Annotated in this window: 19 protein-coding genes; 3 read left to right on the top strand and 16 right to left on the bottom strand. The window is 57.1% G+C overall.

The features are described from left to right. Positions 1 to 3: 3 nt before the first annotated feature. The 4 genes from PGQ95_RS14400 to argT all read right to left on the bottom strand — a co-directional run bounded on the left by PGQ95_RS14400 (position 4) and on the right by argT (position 3,302). Complete coding sequence (locus PGQ95_RS14400) at positions 4 to 720, bottom strand: ABC transporter permease (RefSeq protein ID WP_015365565.1); 717 nt, start codon at positions 718 to 720, stop codon at positions 4 to 6. Then, the gene (locus tag PGQ95_RS14395; protein WP_015365564.1) at positions 717 to 1,403 is read right to left on the bottom strand and encodes a histidine ABC transporter permease HisQ; all 687 of its coding nucleotides are present in this window, start codon (positions 1,401 to 1,403) and stop codon (positions 717 to 719) included. Before PGQ95_RS14395 ends, PGQ95_RS14400 begins: the two co-directional genes overlap by 4 nt. 66 nt (positions 1,404 to 1,469) lie before the next feature. Then, positions 1,470 to 2,252 (bottom strand): histidine ABC transporter substrate-binding protein HisJ, encoded by a 783-nt coding sequence (hisJ, locus tag PGQ95_RS14390; protein ID WP_015365563.1) that lies wholly within the window; start codon positions 2,250 to 2,252, stop codon positions 1,470 to 1,472. 267 nt (positions 2,253 to 2,519) lie between these two features. Continuing rightward, positions 2,520 to 3,302: a lysine/arginine/ornithine ABC transporter substrate-binding protein ArgT gene (gene argT, locus PGQ95_RS14385; RefSeq protein ID WP_015365561.1), complete on the bottom strand. Its 783-nt coding sequence runs from the start codon at positions 3,300 to 3,302 to the stop codon at positions 2,520 to 2,522. Between the two features lie 49 nt (positions 3,303 to 3,351). Between argT and PGQ95_RS14380 the strand changes: the two genes are divergently transcribed. After that, complete coding sequence (locus PGQ95_RS14380; RefSeq protein WP_161798742.1) at positions 3,352 to 3,480, top strand: hypothetical protein; 129 nt, start codon at positions 3,352 to 3,354, stop codon at positions 3,478 to 3,480. A gap of 110 nt (positions 3,481 to 3,590) precedes the next feature. Here PGQ95_RS14380 and PGQ95_RS14375 read toward each other — a convergent pair whose 3' ends face one another. The 10 genes from PGQ95_RS14375 to pdxB all read right to left on the bottom strand — a co-directional run bounded on the left by PGQ95_RS14375 (position 3,591) and on the right by pdxB (position 13,418). Further along, entirely contained in the window at positions 3,591 to 4,163 is a 573-nt protein-coding gene (locus tag PGQ95_RS14375; protein ID WP_430918475.1) for a UbiX family flavin prenyltransferase, read from the bottom strand. A 125-nt stretch (positions 4,164 to 4,288) separates the two neighbouring features. Next, a complete protein-coding gene (gene purF / locus PGQ95_RS14370; protein ID WP_047043320.1) occupies positions 4,289 to 5,806 on the bottom strand; it encodes an amidophosphoribosyltransferase in 1,518 nt (505 codons plus the stop codon). Positions 5,807 to 5,839: 33 nt separating this feature from the next. Then, complete coding sequence (cvpA, locus tag PGQ95_RS14365; protein WP_015706172.1) at positions 5,840 to 6,328, bottom strand: colicin V production protein; 489 nt, start codon at positions 6,326 to 6,328, stop codon at positions 5,840 to 5,842. A 220-nt stretch (positions 6,329 to 6,548) separates the two neighbouring features. Beyond that, positions 6,549 to 7,247 carry a cell division protein DedD gene (dedD, locus tag PGQ95_RS14360; RefSeq protein ID WP_045391498.1) on the bottom strand — a complete coding sequence of 233 codons (699 nt, stop codon included), beginning with the start codon at positions 7,245 to 7,247 and terminating at the stop codon, positions 6,549 to 6,551. Then, the gene (gene folC / locus PGQ95_RS14355) at positions 7,237 to 8,505 is read right to left on the bottom strand and encodes a bifunctional tetrahydrofolate synthase/dihydrofolate synthase (RefSeq protein ID WP_087860099.1); all 1,269 of its coding nucleotides are present in this window, start codon (positions 8,503 to 8,505) and stop codon (positions 7,237 to 7,239) included. Before folC ends, dedD begins: the two co-directional genes overlap by 11 nt. Before the next feature lie 63 nt (positions 8,506 to 8,568). Next, positions 8,569 to 9,483 carry an acetyl-CoA carboxylase, carboxyltransferase subunit beta gene (gene accD, locus PGQ95_RS14350; RefSeq protein ID WP_015365554.1) on the bottom strand — a complete coding sequence of 305 codons (915 nt, stop codon included), beginning with the start codon at positions 9,481 to 9,483 and terminating at the stop codon, positions 8,569 to 8,571. A 199-nt stretch (positions 9,484 to 9,682) separates the two neighbouring features. Then, the gene (locus PGQ95_RS14345; protein WP_087860098.1) at positions 9,683 to 10,342 is read right to left on the bottom strand and encodes a DedA family protein; all 660 of its coding nucleotides are present in this window, start codon (positions 10,340 to 10,342) and stop codon (positions 9,683 to 9,685) included. A 51-nt stretch (positions 10,343 to 10,393) separates the two neighbouring features. After that, entirely contained in the window at positions 10,394 to 11,206 is an 813-nt protein-coding gene (gene truA, locus PGQ95_RS14340; protein ID WP_015365552.1) for a tRNA pseudouridine(38-40) synthase TruA, read from the bottom strand. After that, entirely contained in the window at positions 11,206 to 12,219 is a 1,014-nt protein-coding gene (locus PGQ95_RS14335) for an aspartate-semialdehyde dehydrogenase (RefSeq protein WP_045364476.1), read from the bottom strand. Before PGQ95_RS14335 ends, truA begins: the two co-directional genes overlap by 1 nt. 62 nt (positions 12,220 to 12,281) lie before the next feature. Further along, a complete protein-coding gene (gene pdxB / locus PGQ95_RS14330; protein ID WP_430918472.1) occupies positions 12,282 to 13,418 on the bottom strand; it encodes a 4-phosphoerythronate dehydrogenase PdxB in 1,137 nt (378 codons plus the stop codon). A gap of 109 nt (positions 13,419 to 13,527) precedes the next feature. On the opposite strand from pdxB, the gene flk reads away from it, so the two are divergent. After that, a complete protein-coding gene (gene flk, locus PGQ95_RS14325; protein ID WP_162750211.1) occupies positions 13,528 to 14,511 on the top strand; it encodes a flagella biosynthesis regulator Flk in 984 nt (327 codons plus the stop codon). A gap of 42 nt (positions 14,512 to 14,553) precedes the next feature. Here the strand turns inward: flk and PGQ95_RS14320 are convergent, their stop codons facing one another. Further along, a complete protein-coding gene (locus PGQ95_RS14320; RefSeq protein WP_113374314.1) occupies positions 14,554 to 15,729 on the bottom strand; it encodes an MFS transporter in 1,176 nt (391 codons plus the stop codon). 138 nt (positions 15,730 to 15,867) lie between these two features. Next, the gene (gene fabB, locus PGQ95_RS14315) at positions 15,868 to 17,088 is read right to left on the bottom strand and encodes a beta-ketoacyl-ACP synthase I (RefSeq protein ID WP_015706178.1); all 1,221 of its coding nucleotides are present in this window, start codon (positions 17,086 to 17,088) and stop codon (positions 15,868 to 15,870) included. Positions 17,089 to 17,246: 158 nt separating this feature from the next. Between fabB and mnmC the strand changes: the two genes are divergently transcribed. Further along, positions 17,247 to 19,235 (top strand): bifunctional tRNA (5-methylaminomethyl-2-thiouridine)(34)-methyltransferase MnmD/FAD-dependent 5-carboxymethylaminomethyl-2-thiouridine(34) oxidoreductase MnmC, encoded by a 1,989-nt coding sequence (mnmC, locus tag PGQ95_RS14310; RefSeq protein ID WP_430918470.1) that lies wholly within the window; start codon positions 17,247 to 17,249, stop codon positions 19,233 to 19,235. Positions 19,236 to 19,291 lie beyond the last annotated feature (56 nt).

Below are 19,291 nucleotides of genomic sequence, written 5' to 3'. Positions count from 1 at the left end.
TTCTCAGTGCGTCGAAGAAGGTTTGATATGCTGCAGCCAGCGCTTTTCCGCCTTGCGGAACAAGCTAATCAGCACATACGAAATAATTAAGTACAGTACCGCGGCGATACCAAAAGCGGTAAACGGCTGATAGGTCGCCGAGTTAATATCGCGCGCGATTTTCAGCAAATCCGGCACCGTGGCGGTAAACGCCAGCGCCGTCGAGTGCAGCATCAGAATGACTTCGTTGCTGTACGCGGGTAACGCAATACGTAGCGCAGAGGGCAAAATAATGCAGCGATACAGCTTAACTGACGAAAAGCCGTAAGCCCGCGCAGCTTCAATCTCGCCCGGCGCCACCGAACGAATCGCCCCGGCAAAAATCTCGGTGGTGTAGGCGCAGGTATTTAAGGTCAATGCCAACACCGTACAGTTCAGGCCGCTGCGGAAAAACGCATTCAATAGATCGCTGCCTTTGACGATTTCCAGCGTATACATCCCGGAGTAAAACACCAGCAGCTGCACGTACAGCGGCGTACCGCGGAAAATATAGGTAAACAGCCAGATCGGAAACTGAATGTATTTATTGCTCGATACGCGCCCGATGGCGAGAAACACCGCGAGGATGCCGCCCATCACCACTGAAGCAATCAACAGCCACAGGGTGATCGCCACGCCGGTAAAACGGTAACCGTCGGTCCACAGCAGGGATTTCCAGTACTCCTGAATAATTTCAATCACAGGTCAGCCCTCTTCACACCCACGGAGTAGCGGCGTTCAAGCAGCAGCAGCACACCATTGGAAATCGTGGTAAACACCAGATAGATCGCCCCACAGACGATAGCGAAATAGAACGGCTGCCAGGTACTTTTGCCCGCCAGCTGCGTTGCCTTCACCACGTCTTCCAGACCGAGCAGCGACACCAGCGCGGTGGCTTTGAGAATGACCTGCCAGTTGTTGCCGATACCGGGCAGCGCATAGCGCATCATCGCCGGAAACAGGATGCGGCGGAACGTCTGCCAGCCGCTGAAGCCAAATGCCGTCGCCGCTTCAATATGGCCTTTCGGCACCGCCAGAAACGCGCCGCGGAAGGTTTCGGTGAAGTACGCGCCATAGATAAAGCCGAGGGTGATAATACCGGCAATCATCGGATCAATATCAAATTGCGCCATGCCTAATGCATCGGTAATGCTGTTAAGGGCGATCTGCAGCCCATAGAAAATCAGCAGCATCAGCACCAGATCCGGCACCCCGCGGATCAACGTGGTATAGCCTTCAAACACCAGCGCCATAGGCCGGTTGGCGGATAGTTTCGCCCCCGCGCCCACCAGCCCGATAAGGACCGCCAGCACCACCGAGCTAAGCGCCAGCTCAAGGGTGACCAGCGCGCCCTGAAAAATAACCTGTGAGAACCCGTACAGCATGCTGTCTGCCCTGTCTGTCATCGATCGCCGCACGTGAAAACGCGTGCGGCGAGGTACTAACGATGATTAGTCGCCGTACACGTTAAAGTCGAAATATTTCTTCGCCAGCTTGTCGTAAGTGCCGTCTTTACGCATCTCGGCGAAAGCTTTATTTAGCGCTTCACGCAGCTCGGTGTCGTCTTTACGCAGGCCCATGCCGGTACCGACGCCAAACAACTTCTCATCCTTAATGGACGGGCCGCCAAACTGATAATCTTTGCCAATCGGCTGTTTGAGGAAACCTTCGCTGGCAGCGACCTCATCCTGGAACGCGGCGTCAATACGGCCCGCAGTCAGGTCGGAATAGATATTGTCCTGGCCCTGATAGGAGACAATTTCAATGCCTTTCGGCGCCCAATGCTCGTTGCCGTAGGTTTCCTGAGTGGTGCCCTGCAGTACGCCAATGCGCTTGCCTTTCAGCTTGCTCAGGTCTGGCGTAATATCGCTGCCCTTTTTCACCACCAGACGGGAGTCAGCAGCATAAAGTTTGTCGGTGAAGGCAATTTCCTGCTGGCGCTTTTCGGTAATCGACAGCGAGGACATAATCGCATCGATTTTCTTCGCTTTTAACGAGGGGATCAGCGCATCCAGCGGGTTTTCAACGAAGGTACATTGGGTATTAATACGCTTACACAGCTCTTTCGCCAGATCGATGTCAAAACCGATCAATTGCCCCTGCGCATTCTTCGATTCGAACGGCGCATAAGTAGGATCGGTACCAATACGGATTTTCTGTGGAATGGCTGCGAATACCGTGGAAACGCTGGAAAGGGCCAGCGCCAAAGAAAGAGACAACGCCAGTTTTTTCATAATTATCCTCAACAGACTGTCATTCTAACGGGTTTATTAGAAGCACTTACGCCAGTTATCGTGCCATTATTCGCCCTGCCAAGGCAAAGCAAAATGCGCAGGAAAGCAGATTTTTTTGCATCAGAAACGCTTAACTATGCATTTTCTGAACAAAGAAAAACTGCTATCGCCCCATTCTGGTGCAAGCCGTCAACCGCTTGCACCTATCAAGGGCAACAATAACCGCGTCGCAATGGAGCGGCCTGGCATAACCAGACCGCTACAGTCTTAATCGCCGTAGACGTTAAAGTTGAAGTATTTCTTCGCCATTTTGTCGTAGGTGCCGTCTTTACGCATTTCACCCAGCGCTTTGTCGAAAGCGGCTTTCAGCTCGCCATCTTCTTTGCGCAGGCCGATGCCGGTACCATCGCCGAAGTATTTTTTGTCTTTAACGGAAGGACCGGCAAAGGCGTAGTCTTTACCGGCAGGTTGTTTGAGGAAACCTTCACTGGCCGCGACTTCATCCTGCAGCGCCGCATCAAGGCGCCCTGCGGCGAGGTCGGAATAGATCAGATCCTGGTTAGCATAGGCGACAACATCCACGCCCTGGCTGCGCCAGCGTTCGTTGGCATAGGCCTCCTGAGTAGAGCCCTGCAGTACGCCAACATGCTTGCCTTTCAGCGACTCCAGCGTAGGCTGAATCGGCGAGCCTTTTGCCGCGATCAGACGAGAATCTGCCGCGTACAGTTTGTCAGAGAAAGCAATCTCCTGCTGGCGTTTTTCGGTAATCGACAGCGACGAGATAATCGCGTCGATTTTCTTCGCTTTCAGCGAGGGGATCAGCGCGTCAAAATCGCTGCCCACCCAGGTGCACTTCACCTTGATGCGCGAGCACAGTTCATTGCCCAGATCGATGTCAAAGCCAATAAAGTTGCCCTTCGAATCCTTCGACGAGAAAGGCGCATAGGTGGTATCGGTGCCGATGCGGATACTTTGCGGCAGCGCCGCAGATACGCTGGCGGCGCTGCTGATTCCCATGATTAACGAGAGAGCCAGGATCGTCTTCTTCATAGAAAGCCCTTAAGTGTCGTGATGTTGTTATGTTGTGCGCTGTCTGGTTATGTATGTTGCCGACGGTTCTTGCAGGTTTTATGCCATTTTCCCGGTGCGTGCCGGTAACAGCGTTAAATTTGTTAATATAAAGTTGCAAGATTGTCTTAAGAGGGAAGATACCAGCATTGGCGGATAAACCGCAGCGGCAAAACGCAAAAAAACAAATTAAATGTCGAGGATTTGATCAGGACAACAAAAATGCACCAGCGGAAGGCAAAGGTAAATAAAATGCACCAAACAGGTGCATCATGCTCCGCCTTGCCAGCGGGTAAACAGGTCCTGCGGCAGCTCAATATCGAACTGATCGACAACCCGATTAACCGTCTGATTAATCACATCGTCCAGCGTCTGCGGACGATGATAGAAGGCCGGCACCGGCGGCATCATCACCGCGCCCATTTCCGCCGCCTGCACCATTAAACGCAGATGCCCCAGGTGGAACGGCGTCTCGCGTACGCAAAGCACCAGCGGGCGGCGCTCTTTTAACACCACGTCCGCCGCGCGGGTCAGCAGACCGTCGGTATAGCTATTGACGATGCCAGAGAGCGTTTTCATCGAGCACGGTAGAATAACCATTCCACTGGTTTTAAACGAGCCGGAGGAGATGCTGGCGGCGATATCGCGCGCGTCGTGTACCACATCGGCCAGCGCCTGCACTTCCCGCAGCGAGTAGTCGGTTTCCAGCGACAGCGTCTGACGTGCAGCCTGGCTCATTATCAGATGGGTCTCGACCTCCGCGACGTCACGCAATACCTGTAGCAGGCGTACGCCGTAAATCGCGCCGCTGGCGCCGGAAATGCCGATAATGAGTCGTTTCACGATGTATTCCTCTTGCGCGTAATGCCGCAGACTTTGCCGGATTATAGTCCCCGACGCAACCTGGCGGGTAAAAATAAAAAGGCCCGCGGTCTTCGAAAGACGGCGGGCCAGCGACAAGGGACCAATTAGCCTTCGTTATGCATCTCTAAGTTTTCAACTTCGGTTTGCAGTTGGACCGCTTTGGCATCGTCGTTACGCAGCGAATCAAGATAATCGAGATACTGTTGGTCAACGTCTTTGGTGACGTACACGCCGTTAAAGACCGAACACTCGAACTGTTGAATGTCCGGGTTCTCAGCGCGTACCGCTTCGATCAGATCGTCCAGATCCTGGAAAATCAGGCCATCAGCGCCGATGATCTGACGGATCTCGTCAACTTCGCGACCGTGGGCGATAAGCTCGTTGGCGGTCGGCATATCGATACCGTAAACGTTCGGGAAGCGAATTTCCGGCGCCGCGGAGGCCAGATACACTTTCTTCGCGCCGGCTTCGCGCGCCATTTCGATAATCTGTTCAGAAGTGGTGCCGCGAACGATAGAGTCATCCACCAGCAGCACGTTCTTATCACGGAATTCGGCGCGGTTGGCGTTCAGCTTACGGCGCACGGATTTACGGCGCAGCTGCTGGCCCGGCATGATAAAGGTACGGCCAACATAGCGGTTTTTGACAAAGCCCTGACGATAGGGTTTATCGAGGATACGAGCAATCTCCAGGGCGATATCGCAGGAGGTTTCCGGGATCGGAATAACGACATCGATATCCAGATCTTCCCACTCACGGGCAATTTTCTCGCCAAGCTTCGTGCCCATGTTCACACGGGCGCTATAGACGGAAATCTTGTCGATAAAGGAGTCCGGACGCGCGAAATAGACGTATTCGAACAGGCATGGGTTGCTGACCGGGTTTTCCGCGCACTGGCGGGTAAACAGTTGGCCTTTCTCGGTGATGTAGACCGCTTCTCCCGGCGCGACGTCACGCAGAAATTCAAAGCCCAGTGTATCCAGCGCCACGCTTTCGGAGGCGACCATGTACTCGGTGCGGCCATCGCCGATATCGCGCTTGCCGAGCACCAGCGGACGGATACCGTTCGGGTCGCGGAAGGCGACCATACCGTGGCCGATAATCATCGCCACGCAGGCGTACGCGCCGCGAATCTGGCGGTTCGTCGCGGCAATCGCGGCGAAAATGTTATCGGCTTCCAGCGGGTAATGACGGAAATTATCCAGCTCGCTGGCGAAGATATTGAGCAGAATTTCGGAATCGGAGGTGGTGTTGATGTGGCGGCGTTTTTCTTCAAACAGCTTTTGACGCAGCTCGTGGGCATTGGTCAGGTTGCCATTATGGGCCAACGTAATGCCGTAGGGCGAGTTAACGTAAAAAGGCTGCGCTTCAGAAGCGCTGGAACTGCCTGCCGTTGGGTAACGGACGTGGCCAATCCCCATATTTCCCTGCATACGCTGCATGTGGCGCGCTTCGAACACATCGCTCACCAGCCCGTTAGCTTTACGCAAACGGAAGCAGTTATTCGCATCAATGGTGATGATGCCCGCGGCATCCTGCCCACGATGCTGAAGCACCGTTAACGCGTCATAAATCGACTGGTTTACCGGCATAACACCGGCGATACCGACAATACCGCACATACGTCTTTTCCTCGTTAAGCTACATCCCAACGCTTATGCTTTGGGCAAGAAACTTGACGAGCTCTGCAGATAGTCAAAGAACCATCTGATAACGAAACTGAACTGCGGGATAAGCTCAGACTTTTGCCAGTCTTCACTTTTTGCCATACCGGTGAAGCTATCGAGAAAGAACAGAATAGCGGAGACGATAAGCACGCCGCGCAGGGCGCCAAAACAGATCCCCAACACCCTGTCTGTTCCTGACAGACCGGTTTTCTCTACCAGAGCGCCTATCACATAGTTAACGATAGCGCCGACGATAAGCGTTGCGATAAACAATATCGCGATAGCAATCCCATTTCGGACCAGTTCGTCTTCAAAGCCCGTGAACCAGACAGCCAGGTAAGTGTAGTAATGACTGGCGACAAAGAAGGCACATCCCCATGTCACCAGCGATAACGCTTCACGAACAAAGCCGCGGATAAGGCTAACCAAACAGGAAAAACCAATTACCGCAATAATGGCGTAATCAATCCAGACCATATACATCCCACGATTTTACGCCCTGTCGTCCAGTTCGGGGCGCATTCTAACAGAAAAAGAAAACGTTTGCGTAGGGATTTCCGTGCCCTACAGAAATAAAAATGGCGCTGAAAAAACATTCAACGCCATACTGCCTGACGCCTCTTCAGGGCGTATCCGGCAAGGGTTTCAGCAGGTTAACCCGCCTGCCAGCTCGCCCAATCAGAGCGGATGTCATTTTTTAATTCGGGCTATACCCCATGACCACGCCGCTCAGGCCAGAAATCTGCTGCAGCTCGCCGAGTTGCCCCTTCAGCTTGTCTTTCGACGCATCCGGTCCCACCAGAATACGGGTAATTTTACCCTGAACCGGCGTGGATGGCGATGTCCAGGCTTTAAAGCCCGAGGAACGCAGCTTACCTACGATTTCGTTAACCTTATCGGCATTCTTCAACGCCCCTAACTGCACCACATAGGCTTTTCCGGTCGGCGCCGGAATAGCGGCCTGCTGCTGTTGCGGCTGTGGTTGCGGCTGCGGTTTCGCCGGCGGCGGCGTCTGCGCGACCTGCTGCGGCTGCGGTTTCTCAACCGGCTTCGGCTGTGGTTTCGGCTGCGGCTTGGCGGCCACCACCGGCTCCTGAACTTCATCGAAGCTATTGTTGTTCACCGGGATGCGCGACGGATCCAGCGATGGCGCCGCGGCGTCTCCCGCTCTCACCTCTTCCGCGGCGCCTTCCGGCGGCTGCGAAGGCAGCGCCTGGGTAGCCGCCGGCAGCATATCCGGCTCATCGCGATCGCCCGGCTTCGGCACCAACGGGATCGCCGCAAACTCATCCTGATAATGTTTTTTCTGACCGTCGAGCAGACCCGGGAGAATAATTACCCCCAGCGCTACCAGTACAATCGTCCCGACTAAACGGTTCTGAAACTTACTCGCCACCGATTCTCCCCGCGTCTATCTCTTCCATTACATGCGCTACCGTGTGGAAGGAACCACACACCAGCACCGTATCTTCGGCTTTGGCATCCGCCATAGCGGCATGCCACGCCTGCGCTACGCTGTCATAACGTTGGCCCGCACGCAGATGCGTAATCAGCTGGTCCGCCGTGGCGCCGCGCGGCCCTTCCAGCGGCGCGCAGTACCACGCATCTACTTCAGGCGCCAGATTCGCCAGGGTTCCGGCGATATCTTTATCATGCAGCATACCAATAACCGCCAGTACGCGCCCCGTTTTCGCTAAGGTTTTGAGACGCCCGGCGAGATAAGCCGCCGCATGCGGGTTATGCGCGACATCGAGGATCACCCGCGGCGCGTCGCTGATAATCTGAAAGCGGCCCGGGAGCATGGCGTGATGAATGCCGTCGCGCAGCGCCTGTTCATCGACGTTAAGCCCGCTGGCGCGCAGCGCCGCCAGCGCCGTCGCGGCGTTGGGCAATGGAACCTGCGGCAACGGTAGCCCTGCCAACTCGCCCTGACCATCGGAAAAGTTCCATGACTGGTCCGTCACGCTATAGCGCCAGTCATGGTCGCGGCGCAGCAGCGTCGCGCCCTTTTCATTCGCCACGTCGGCAATCGTCTGCGGCATATCGGGTTCGCCCACCACCGCCGGTTTACCGGCGCGGAAGATACCCGCTTTTTCACGGCCAATGCTTTCACGATCCGGCCCCAGCCAGTCGGTATGATCCAGCGCGATGCTGGTGACCACCGCCACGTCGGCATCGACGATATTCGTGGCATCCAGGCGTCCACCGAGGCCCACCTCCAGGATAACCACATCCAGCTGCGCCTGCTTAAACAGCCATAGCGCGGACAGCGTGCCAAATTCAAAATAGCTCAGCGAGATATCGCCGCGCGCCGCTTCGATTTCGGCAAATGAGGCGGTATGCGCCGCTTCTGGCAGCTCGGCGCCCTGAATTCGCACGCGTTCGGTATAGCGCACCAGATGCGGCGAACTATATACGCCAACTTTATAGCCCGCCGCCATCAGCACGGATTCCAGCGTCCGGCAGGTGGTGCCTTTACCGTTGGTACCCGCCACGGTAAAGACAAACGGCGCCGGTTTTAGTATCGCCATCCGTCCGGCGACTTCGCTCACCCGCGAAAGCCCCAGGTCGATGGCTTTACTGTGCAGATGCTCCAGATAAGAAAGCCACGTAGCCAGGGGCGACGTGGCCTGAGGAATAGGATCTTTTTCCATGATGTCCGCGAAAGTTAACGGTAAAAAAAAGGGCAGCGCCTGTCGGCCCTGCCCTCTGCATTATCAGGCCTCTGGTTCCTGATCCGGTACCGGTGGTACCACCTCGCCTTCGTGAGGCGCATCGGCCTGCGGCGAAGGAAGATTCATCAGTTTCGCCAGGATGCTGGCTAATTTCAGACGCATTTCAGGACGACGGATAATCATGTCGATCGCCCCTTTCTCAATCAGGAACTCACTGCGCTGGAATCCCGGCGGCAGCTTCTCACGCACGGTCTGCTCGATAACGCGAGGACCGGCGAATCCGATCAGCGCTTTCGGCTCGGCGATATTAAGATCGCCCAGCATCGCGAAGCTCGCGGAGACGCCGCCCATGGTCGGGTCGGTCAGCACGGAGATGTACGGTAAACCGCGTTCCTGCATTTTCGCCAGCGCCGCAGAGGTCTTCGCCATCTGCATCAGCGACATCAGCGCTTCCTGCATACGGGCGCCGCCGGAAGCGGAGAAGCAGATTAGCGGGCAGTTGTCTTCCAGCGCCTGCTCAACCGCGCGGACGAAACGCGCGCCGACAACGGAACCCATCGAACCGCCCATAAAGGCGAATTCAAACGCCGCCGCCACGACAGGCATGCCGTGCAGGGTGCCTTTCATCACCACCAGCGCGTCTTTCTCGCCGGTCTCTTTCTGTGCAGAGGCCAGACGGTCTTTATACTTTTTCGAATCGCGGAACTTCAGCACATCCTTTGGCTCGAGCTCGCTACCCAGCTCCACGAGAGAACCTTCGTCCAGCAGGCTATGCAGGCGGTTGCGCGCCGACATACGCATGTGGTGATCGCACTTAGGGCAAACCTCCAGGTTGCGCTCCAGCTCTGCGCGGTACAGTACCTGACCGCAGCTGTCGCACTTGGTCCATACACCTTCAGGAATACTTGCCTTACGGGTGGGGGTTATATTGCTTTTAATTCGTTCAATCCAGCTCATTGATAACCTTTCTACCTGAACCTGGTCGATGCCAGTTTTGTCGCAAGGGGCGCATAATGCCACTTTTGCCCCTCACAGACCATGAATGTTGCACATTAAATCATAACATCCCGTAACATGGGATAAAAAAGTGGTCGAACCGCTCACACTTTGCGCGCCGGACGTCATAGCAACGCCCGGCGAAAATGCCGCTAAGGGCCTATTTAGCCTGCTTTGCCGCCGCCCGGCGATGGCGAATCACTTCGATAACGCCAGGCAGTACCGACAGGACGATAATAGCCACGATCAGCAGCTTCAGATTTTCCTGCACGATCGGCAAATCACCGAACAGGTAGCCGGCGTAGGTGAACAGTAGTACCCACAGCAGCGCGCCTACCACGTTGTACGCCGCAAAATGACGATAGGACATGTGGCCCATTCCCGCCACAAACGGCGCAAAGGTTCTGACGATCGGCACAAAACGCGCGAGGATGATGGTTTTGCCGCCGTGGCGTTCATAGAAGGTATGGGTTTTATCGAGATAGCTGCGACGGAAAATTTTTGAGTTCGGATTGCTGAACAGCTTTTCGCCGAACAATCTACCGATGGTGTAGTTCAGGGCATCGCCAATAACGGCGGCAATGACCATCAGCGCAACCATCAGGTGTACGTTGAGATCGTTCGTTGGCAGCGCGGAGAGCGCGCCGGCGACGAACAGCAGAGAATCTCCGGGCAGGAACGGCGTCACCACCAGGCCGGTTTCGCAGAACAGAATCAAGAACAGGATGGCGTAAACCCAGACGCCATACTGCGCGACCAGCTCCGCAAGGTGCACATCAATATGCAGGATGAAATCAATCAAAAAATGAATCAGGTCCATATTTGTCTTAGCCTTTAGTGACAACCGCCCCCTGTTACAGGGGCGCTGATATTAGTCCGCCAAAAACAGCGGGCCCATCGGCATCACCGGCAGATCGAAATGGGCCGGATAATCCACCGACACCAGATACAATCCTTCCGCTTTCGCCGTCGCGGCAGCCAGAGTCCGGTCCTTCGCCGCCAGCAGTTCTGCAATCCAGCTCTCTGGCTGGTTTCCGGCGCCTACTTCCATCAGGCTGCCGACGATGTTCCTTACCATATGATGAACAAAAGCGTTCGCTTTGATATCTACCACCACATAAGCGCCATGACGGGTCACGTTGATATGCATCACGTTACGCCACGGCGTGCGCGACTGACATTGCACCGCGCGAAACGAGGTGAAGTCATTCTCGCCAATCAAACACTGCGCGGCGCGATGCATCCGCCCGGCATCCAGAGGGTGGTAATAATGCGTCACCCCCTGGCTCAACACCGCCGGACGCAGGCGGTGATTATAGATGACGTAGCGGTAACGACGGGCCGTCGCGCTGAAGCGGGCGTGAAAATCGTCCGCAACATGCTTCACCCAACGCACGGCGATGTCACCAGGTAAATTCGCATTTACGCCCAGCGTCCAGGCGGCGTCTTTACGCTGGGCGCGGGTTTCAAAGTGCACTACCTGGCCGGTACCGTGAACGCCGGCGTCGGTACGCCCGGCGCAGAATACGTGTACCGGTTCGGCCGCTACCTGCGACAGCGCCTTTTCCAGCTTTTCCTGCACGCTGCGCACTTCGTTTTGCCGCTGCCAGCCGTAGTATTTGCTGCCGTCGTACTCGATGCCCAGCGCGATTTTATACACCGGCTGCTGCTGTGGTTCAGACATCAGTACAAATACTCCTGAACCAGTTTCTCGGCGATTTTCACCGCCATCAGCGCGCCGCCAAAGCGGACGTTATCGGCAACCGACCAGAACTGAATCTGCTCGGGCATGCCGTAATCGTTATGCACGCAGCCGATGGACAGACGCGCGTTTCCGGAAGCATCGCCGACCTGCGTCGGGAATTCGCCCTCTTCGGAAAGCTCAATATCCTCGCCGCGGGTAAAGGCGTCGCGCGCCTCCTCGGCCGCCAGCGGACGCAGCGCTTCAAAATTCACCATCTGCGCATGGCCATAGAAGACCGGCGATTGCACGACGCTTGCGGAAATCATCAGGCCGTCATCCTGCAGAATTTTGCGCGCTTCATCGACGATACGTCGTTCTTCGCGCACGCTACCTTCGCGATCCGGCAGAATCGGCAGCATGTTGAAAGCCAGCTGGCGACCAAAGAAATCGTCTTCATCAATCGGAATACCGTTCAGCAGTTTCGCGCTCTGCCCCGCCAGCGCATCGACCGCTTTTTTCCCCTGCGCCGAGGCAGACAGCAGGTTGGTAACGGTAATACGCGACAGGCCGCCATCATCGATAAGCGGTTTCAGCGCCGTCAGCAGCTGGCTGGTCAGGCTGTTTGGTACCGCAATCACGTTACGGTTGCGGTAGTCGCCGAGCACGAACGGGTTGACGTCCGGCACCACCAGCGGCACGTCCGGCTCCAGCGCAAACAGGCCGCTAAGATCGATAACCAGACAACCGGCGTTGGTGGCTTCTTCGACATACGCCGCGCTGGCTTCGACGCCCGCGGCGAAGAAGGCCAACTGGGCCTGGGTCCAGTCAAATTCGGCGGCGTCCTGCACGATGACCGATTTGCCACCATAACGCAGATGTTCGCCCGCGCTTTCATTGCGCGCCAGCGCATAAATTTCGCCTACCGGAAACTGGCGTTCAGCAAGGGTTTCAAGCAGGGCTTCGCCTACGGCGCCGGTTGCGCCCAGTACGGCAATATTCCAGCCTTCAGACATGGTGGTGTACTCCAGAAAATAGCGACCCTGCCGGATTATCCAACAGGGGCATTAAGAAGATATTAACGAACAGGATGATGTACGGCATTAAAACCGAGCTGACGCAGCAGCGTCGCTGCTTTTTCATCGCTGCACTGTACGTACAGGGACGACCATTCGCGGCGTTCCTGATAATTTTTGCGCAGCTTGTCGAATTCGCCGGCAATGCCTGCCACTTTACGCAGCGGCGCATCATCGCGGCGCACATCATACACCAAATGAACCAGCCTTTTCAGCGTCGCCTGATCGAGCGGGCCGTGCAGAGTGATGCGGCCAAATTCCGGCGCCGGCAGTAGCGTATCCAGCGCCACCTGCTGCGGATGACCAATGAACGCGCTATAGGCTTCAAACACCTGAGTGGTGCCGCGCGCTTTGCCTTCAAGGGTATAACCGGCGATATGCGAGGTACCGATATCGACACGCGCCAGCAACTCGGTATTCAGATCCGGTTCGGGTTCCCAGACGTCGAGCACCACGCTCAGCTGCTGCCCGGCCTGCAAGCGCTTGAGCAGCGCCGCATTATCCACCACCGGACCACGGCAGGCGTTAATCAGGATAGTCCCCGGCTGCAGGCGGCTAATCAGCGCTTCATCGGCCAGATGCTGCGTTTTATACTGCCCGTCTTTAAACAACGGCGTGTGGAAAGTCAGGATATCCGCCTGTTGCACTAGCTCGTGCAGGGTGCGGAAGTCGCCTTCATCGCCACGATCGGCGCGCGGCGGATCGCAGAGTAATGTTTTAATTCCCAGCGCTTCCAGACGTTTTTGCAAACGCCCGCCAACGTTGCCGACGCCGACGATACCGACGGTACGGTCAGCCAGCGCGAATCCGTCGCGCTCGGCGAGCATCAGCAGCGCCGAGAAAACATACTCCACCACCGCGATCGCATTGCAGCCCGGCGCGGCGGAAAAGCCAATCCCCGCCTGCTGCAGCCACGCTTGATCCACATGATCGGTACCTGCGGTGGCGGTGCCGACAAACTTAATCGCCTTACCGGAGAGCAGCGCTTCATTCACCTTAGTGACGGAACGCACCATCAGCGCGTCGGCGTCGGTTAACGCTTCCTGCGGAATGGGACGACCGGGAACGGCCTGTACGTCTCCCAAACGGCTAAAAAGCTCACGCGCATAGGGCATATTTTCATCAACGAGGATTTTCACGGTTCAGTACCTGTCTGAGAACGAGAGTAAACCGGGGAAGTGTGCCATAATCTGGCCGCCAGGAACATCATCACCCGGCTTAAGTACAGTACTACGGTAAGGATTCATCATGACACCACCCGTTTCAGGTATGTCCGATCGCCCTCCGGGGACTGGCCCATCCGGCGCATCCGCCGTGGGCCCAAACGCGCTCACCATGCAGCAACGCACCGTTCTGGAGCGGCTGATAACGCGTCTGGTGACGCTGACATCGCAGCAAAACGCCGAAGTGTGGGCCTGCGTGAAGCACGATCTGGGTCTGAAAGGCGATACGCCGCTGCTGGCGAGCCATTTCAGCGCGGCTGAGAGCAACCTGAATCAGCGCTTAAGTATCGCTCAGCAAAACCACCACCACCGGCAAATTCTCGCTCAGCTTAGCGAACTGCTGACCCAGGGGAATAACCGTCAGGCGGTGAGCGATTATATCCGCCAGAATTACGGCCAAACCGTGCTGCACGCGCTGACGCAGGCGCAACTGGAGAACGTGCTGCATCTGCTGCAAAACGGCCAGTTGGCGATCCCGCAACCGCAGCAGCGAACGCCAACGCTGCGCCCTTTGCTGCCGGCGGAACATAACACCCTGAATCAGTTAGTGACCAAACTGGCCGCCGCAACCGGCGAATCGAGCAAGCTTATCTGGCAATCAATGCTTGAGCTGTGCGGCGTGAAATCCGGCGAGCTGATCCCCGCCACCCACTTCACCCCGCTCTCATACTGGCTGCAGGCGCGACAAACGTTGAGCGCGCAAACCGCGCCGACGATGAATTCACTGCAGGCAGCGCTTAAGCAACCGCTGGAGGCGCAGGAGTGGCAGAAAATCGCCGATTTCGCGCAAAGCAACTGGCAGGTGACGCCCACGACGACCTTAACCAGCCCGCAGGTGTTAACGCTATTAAATAAAGTCTTTGCGCTACGCGTAGCTCGCGCCCAGGCGACAATGGCAATTACCCCGGTCGAGTCGCTGCCTTCGCCCCATGCGGTGTATAGCAAAAAAGCGTGGACGGTGGCGATTGCGCTGCTGGTAGTGATTATTCTGCTGTGGCTGGTGCTGTAAGCCTAAAGCAATAACGGCGGCCTGATAGCCGCCGTTGTGTATTTATTTACGTAGCGTCAACAGAGTGACCACAATCCCCAATACCGCGCAAATCGCCCCGGCCAGGAACACGGAAGCATAGCCCAGCGAGGTCGCGAGCAGGCCAGCCAGCGGGCCGGTGACGCCGTAAGAGATATCCTGAAACGCGGCATAGCCGCCCAGCGCGGTGCCACGAACCTGAGCCGGAACCCGTTTGACTACCTCAACGCCCAATGCCGGGAAGATAAGCGAGCAACCGCAACCGGTCAAAGCGGCGCCCGCCAGCGCCACCCAGGCGCCCGGCGCTTGCCACAGTAGCGTCAGGCCGATAGCTTCAATCAGCAGTGAAACTATCGCCACCTTAATGCCGCCGAAGCGATCCGGCATCCAGCCGAACAGAATACGCATCAGGACAAAAGCGCCGCCAAACGCGGTCAACGTGAAGCCGGCCATCGCCCAGCCGTGGCTGGCGAAATAGAGCGAAACAAAGGTGCCGATCACCGCAAATCCGACGCCCTGCAGACCTAGGCCAACCCCCGGACGCCAGATCATACCGATGACGCTCCATAGCGAAGGACGTTCGCCGCCGTGGGCGGGAACTTTACGGACCGTGCCGTTAATCGCCCACGCCAGCAGCGGCAGCGCCATCGTAACGCAGGCCAGCGTCGCCACGCCGAAGCGACTGTAAATCAGCAGCCCCAGCGGGGCGCCCACCGCCAGCGCCCCGTACATCGCCATGCCGTTCCACGACATCACTTTACCGGAACGCCGCGGGCCAACCAGCCCTAGTCCCCAGCTTAAGTTGCCGGTCAGCAGTTGGCTTTCACCAAAACCGAGAATCAAACGTCCCAGCACCAGCAGGCCAAATTTGGCCATCACCGGCACCGGCAGCAGCGCCGCCGCCAGCCAGGCACAGCCGGCCAGAGCACAGGCCAACATTCCTTGCAGCACCGAGCGTTTCGCGCCGTACTGATCGGCCAGTCTCCCGGCATAACCGCGGGTTAAGACCGTGGCGAGAAACTGGATGCCGACGGCCACGCCGACGAGTGTGTTGCCAAAGCCGAGATCGTGGTGCACAAATAGCGGGATAACCGGTAACGGTAACCCCACGGTCATATAGGTCAGAAAAACCGCAAAGGTAATGCGAAATAGCGAAAGATTCTCTGAAGCGTTGTTTATCGTTTTTGTCGCTGCGGACATGCGTTACCCCAGTTTTGCAGAGCAAGGCGAGAAGATGGAATGAGAATGATGGCGAGCAATTTGCCTGCTCTTGCCGGGCGCTGTCAAGACGTCAAAAAAAGGGGAGCCTCGGGCTCCCCTTTTTTTGACTCTTACCGATTAGGCGTTGTATTTACGCATAACCAGGGTCGCGTTGGTGCCGCCGAAGCCGAAGCTGTTGGACATCACGGTGGTGAGCTGAGCATCGGTCGGTTTGGTGACGATGTTAAGGCCGGCAGCCTGCTCGTCCATCTCTTCGATGTTGATGCTTGGCGCGATAAAACCGTGCTCCAGCATCAGCAGAGAGTAGATGGCTTCCTGTACGCCTGCGGCGCCCAGAGAGTGGCCGGTCATCGCTTTGGTGGCGGAGATTGCCGGGCTGTTGTCACCGAAGACTTCGCGGATAGCGCCCAGCTCTTTCACGTCGCCTACCGGAGTAGAAGTGCCGTGGGAGTTCAGGTAGTCGATCGGAGTATCAACGCCGTGCATCGCCATCTGCATGCAGCGCACTGCGCCTTCGCCAGATGGAGCAACCATGTCCGCGCCATCGGAAGTCGCGCCGTAACCGACGATTTCCGCATAAATATGCGCGCCGCGCGCCAGCGCGTGTTCCAGCTCTTCAACCACGACCATGCCGCCGCCGCCCGCGATAACGAAACCGTCGCGGTTCGCATCATAGGTACGGGACGCTTTGTCCGGAGAATCGTTGTATTTAGTGGACAGCGCGCCCATGGCGTCGAATTCGCAAGCCATTTCCCAGCACAGCTCTTCGCCGCCGCCGGCAAAGACGATGTCCTGTTTGCCCAGCTGAATCTGTTCTACCGCGTTACCGATGCAGTGTGCGGAAGTGGCGCAAGCGGAGCTGATAGAGTAGTTGACGCCGTGGATTTTAAACGGCGTGGCGAGGCAGGCGGATACGCCGGAAGCCATCGCTTTAGTCACAACGTATGGGCCCACGGCTTTCAGACCACGCGGGCTACGCATGGCATCGGCGCCGAAGACCTGGAATTTCGGGGAACCGCCGCCGGAACCTGCAATCAGGCCGACACGCGGGTTGTTCTGGTATGCTTCCGGCGCCAGACCGGCGTCGGCTACCGCCTGCTCCATGGACAGATAAGCATAAATGGATGCGTCGCTCATAAAGCGCACTACTTTGCGGTCAATGAGGCCCGTGGTATCCAGTTTGACGTTGCCCCATACGTGGCTACGCATTCCTGAATCCTTCAGCTCCTGAGAGAAAGTGATCCCTGAACGTCCTTCACGCAGAGATGCCAGGACTTCCTGCTGGTTATTACCGATGCTGGAAACGATGCCCAAGCCAGTAATCACTGCACGTTTCATTCAATACCTCTGTAAGTCGCACTATTTTAAGTTTCGAGTCGCACAATAGCGTACACTTGTACGCCGAACAAGTCCGATCAGCCATTTTGTGTATAAATTTGCGCCTTCTGGCACACATCGTTAAGATCGCGCTACGCCTTGTGATTCGAGTAACTTACGTGAAACAAAACGCCATACAACCCGCCAACCTGGAATTCAACGCTGAGGGTACACCTGTTTCCCGAGATTTTGACGACGTTTATTTTTCTAATGACAACGGTCTGGAAGAGACGCGCTACGTTTTTCTCAACGGCAACCAGCTTGATAGCCGTTTCCCAACCCACACGCGTCCGCTGTTTATCGTCGCGGAGAGCGGCTTCGGCACCGGGCTCAATTTCCTGACGCTGTGGCAGGCGTTTGCTGTTTTTCGTCGCGATAATCCGCAGGCTACGCTGCAAAGATTACATTTCATCAGTTTTGAAAAATTTCCGCTGAAGGCCGACGACCTGCGCCTGGCGCACCAACACTGGCCGGAACTGGCGCCATGGGCTGAACAGCTACAGGCGCAGTGGCCGCTGCCAATCGCTGGCTGCCACCGCCTGCTGCTCGACGATGGCCGCGTCACGCTGGATTTATGGTTTGGCGATATCAACGTGCTTACCGACCAGCTTGATGATTCGCTCAACCGCCAGGTCGACGCCTGGTTCCTCGACGGCTTCGCGCCGGCGAAAAACCCGGATATGTGGACGCCGGGGCTCTTTTCCGCCATGGCGCGCCTGGCCCGCCCCGGCGGCACGCTGGCGACCTTTACCTCCGCAGGCTTCGTGCGCCGCGGGCTGCAGGAGGCCGGCTTTAGCATGCAAAAGCGCAAAGGCTTTGGCCGCAAGCGCGAAATGTTAATCGGCGAATTGACCGCTGACGTTCCGACGCTGGCGCGGACGCCATGGTTTGCCCGCAGCGGTAGTCAATCGCGCGAAGCGGCGGTAATCGGCGGAGGTGTCGCCAGCGCCCTGCTCTCGCTAGCGCTGCTGCGCCGCGGCTGGCAGGTGACGTTGTACTGCGCTGACGATGCGCCCGCCAGCGGCGCATCCGGCAATCGCCAGGGCGCGCTGTATCCGCTATTAAGCCAGCACGACCCTTCGCTGGCGCGCTTTTTCCCGGCGGCGTTCACTTTCGCGCGCCGCGTTTACGACGCGTTGCCAGTGGAATTCGATCATCAATGGTGCGGCGTAACCCAACTCGCCTGGGATGAAAAAAGCACGCAGAAAATCACCCAAATGCTGGCGTCAGATTTACCAGAAGAGGTCGCCCGCGCGGTAACGGCGGAGCAAGTTGCTGAACTTACCGGCGTTGATACCGGCTGCGGCGGCATCACCTATCCGGCCGGCGGCTGGCTGTGCCCGCAGCAGTTGACGGCAGAATTGCTGTCGCTGGCGGCGACGCAGGGACTACGCAGCCACTACGGTTATCCCGTCGAAACGCTCAGCGCGGAGGGCGACGGCTGGTTGCTCAATCAGCAGCATCGTCATCAGGCGGTAGTACTGGCGAACGGACATAGCCTGACTGATTTTGCCCAGACCGGGCAGTTGCCGGCTTATCCGGTCGGTGGCCAGGTTAGCCATATCCCCACCACGCCGGGGCTTTCCGCCCTGCGCCAGGTGTTATGCTATGACGGCTATCTGACGCCGCAGAATCCCGCGAATCAGCAACATTGTATCGGCGCCAGCTATCATCGCGGCAAGACGGATACCGATTTCAGCGCCGAAGATCAGTGGCAAAATCGCCAGCGCCTGATTGATTGTTTCCCGCAGGCGGCATGGGCAAAAGAGGTGGATGTTAGCGGCAACGACGCCCGCTGCGGCGTACGCTGCGCCACCCGCGATCACCTGCCGATGGTGGGCAACGTTCCGGATTATGAGAAAACGTTGACGCAGTACGCCACGCTTCACGAACAGCAGGAAAATGTCGACAGCGCGCCGGTCTACCACAATCTGTTTATGCTCGCGGCATTGGGATCACGTGGGCTGTGCACCGCGCCATTGAGCGCCGAACTACTGGCCGCGCAGATGAGTGAAGAACCGCTACCGCTGGATAGCGAAACGTTGGCGGCGCTAAATCCGAATCGGCTATGGGTGAGAAAACTGCTGAAGGGAAAAGCGGTAAAATAACGCCGGCTTGCGCTTTATCCCGGCTAGAGTTTAGTCGCCCCGGTAAGCGCAGCGCC

The sequence above is a fragment of the Klebsiella sp. 141240 genome, from assembly GCF_050600805.1.
GTDB lineage: Bacteria > Pseudomonadota > Gammaproteobacteria > Enterobacterales > Enterobacteriaceae > Klebsiella > Klebsiella aerogenes.
The sequence above is the reverse complement of the archived record's forward strand: the minus strand, read 5'-3'. Positions and strand labels throughout refer to the sequence as shown.

What these genes read in the sequence shown, in the direction of transcription:
- hisJ (WP_015365563.1), bottom strand. Translation starts at nt 2,252, where the DNA reads ATGAAAAAACTGGCGTTGTCTCTTTCTTTGGCGCTGGCCCTTTCCAGC.
- cvpA (WP_015706172.1), bottom strand. Translation starts at nt 6,328, where the DNA reads ATGGTCTGGATTGATTACGCCATTATTGCGGTAATTGGTTTTTCCTGT.
- argT (WP_015365561.1), bottom strand. Translation starts at nt 3,302, where the DNA reads ATGAAGAAGACGATCCTGGCTCTCTCGTTAATCATGGGAATCAGCAGC.
- folC (WP_087860099.1), bottom strand. Translation starts at nt 8,505, where the DNA reads ATGGAAAAAGATCCTATTCCTCAGGCCACGTCGCCCCTGGCTACGTGG.
- flk (WP_162750211.1), top strand. Translation starts at nt 13,528, where the DNA reads ATGACACCACCCGTTTCAGGTATGTCCGATCGCCCTCCGGGGACTGGC.
- PGQ95_RS14320 (WP_113374314.1), bottom strand. Translation starts at nt 15,729, where the DNA reads ATGTCCGCAGCGACAAAAACGATAAACAACGCTTCAGAGAATCTTTCG.
- PGQ95_RS14395 (WP_015365564.1), bottom strand. Translation starts at nt 1,403, where the DNA reads ATGCTGTACGGGTTCTCACAGGTTATTTTTCAGGGCGCGCTGGTCACC.
- PGQ95_RS14335 (WP_045364476.1), bottom strand. Translation starts at nt 12,219, where the DNA reads ATGTCTGAAGGCTGGAATATTGCCGTACTGGGCGCAACCGGCGCCGTA.
- accD (WP_015365554.1), bottom strand. Translation starts at nt 9,483, where the DNA reads ATGAGCTGGATTGAACGAATTAAAAGCAATATAACCCCCACCCGTAAG.
- truA (WP_015365552.1), bottom strand. Translation starts at nt 11,206, where the DNA reads ATGTCTGAACCACAGCAGCAGCCGGTGTATAAAATCGCGCTGGGCATC.
- purF (WP_047043320.1), bottom strand. Translation starts at nt 5,806, where the DNA reads ATGTGCGGTATTGTCGGTATCGCCGGTGTTATGCCGGTAAACCAGTCG.
- fabB (WP_015706178.1), bottom strand. Translation starts at nt 17,088, where the DNA reads ATGAAACGTGCAGTGATTACTGGCTTGGGCATCGTTTCCAGCATCGGT.
- PGQ95_RS14380 (WP_161798742.1), top strand. Translation starts at nt 3,352, where the DNA reads ATGTATGTTGCCGACGGTTCTTGCAGGTTTTATGCCATTTTCCCGGTG.
- PGQ95_RS14345 (WP_087860098.1), bottom strand. Translation starts at nt 10,342, where the DNA reads ATGGACCTGATTCATTTTTTGATTGATTTCATCCTGCATATTGATGTG.